This is a genomic window from Aeromonas sp. MaB10011B (genome assembly GCF_017939325.1).
GTDB lineage: Bacteria > Pseudomonadota > Gammaproteobacteria > Enterobacterales > Aeromonadaceae > Aeromonas > Aeromonas caviae.
The window spans coordinates 1-644 of sequence record NZ_JAGKRK010000077.1 but is presented as its reverse complement, the minus strand read 5'-3'; the positions used below and the strand labels follow the sequence as shown (position 1 = coordinate 644).

The following is a 644-nucleotide window of genomic DNA, read 5'->3' as shown; positions in this document are numbered from 1 at the left end:
ACCCCCTTGAGTGCGCCGACGAAGAAGGTGTCGACCGCCACCAGTTCCCCGGTGTAGTGAACCTCAATTTGGCGTTCGCGAAACTCGGGGCTGAAGCGCTCGAGCAGGCGGATCTGCTCGTCATTGAGCTCAATCGTCTGTTCCCTGTGGGTTTTCTCGAGGCGCAACAAGCGGTCATGCTTGGAGAGCAAGTCGTGACGTTGCCACACGCCACGCACACCGCCCGCACTGACGTTGATGCCTTGCAGAGCCAGTTCTTGCGCGGCCCGCAGCGGGCCATGGGTTGGTCTGGTGAGGGAGTAATCGAGGATGGCCTGCTCAATCTCGGGAGCGACCCGGTTGGGATGCGCCCCTTTACAGCCGGGGAGTTTGTCGAGCAAGCCCTCAGCCCCATAGGTCTGGTAGTTACGGCGAATCTCGTAGAACTGCTGGCGGCTGTAGCCGATGAGCTTGCAGGCTTTGCTGACGTTATTAAGCTCTTTGGCGAGCTCTAGCAGGCTGAGTTTACGACGTGCTACTTTCTCGTTGGTGGTCATACGGTGACTCCGGATAACACGGTAGGGGTACCGTTTTGTTATCCGGTTTGAAGCCGTATGACCACTCCCTTTTGTGGGCAACTGTCAGGTGAATACCATCTCCATACA

1 pseudogene is annotated in these 644 nt (G+C 57.6%); it reads right to left on the bottom strand.

Features of this window, described 5'->3' with window-relative positions:
* Positions 1-536 (bottom strand): annotated as a pseudogene (locus tag J9893_RS22095) (IS481-like element ISAs19 family transposase); the annotation flags it as partial.
* Positions 537-644 lie beyond the last annotated feature (108 nt).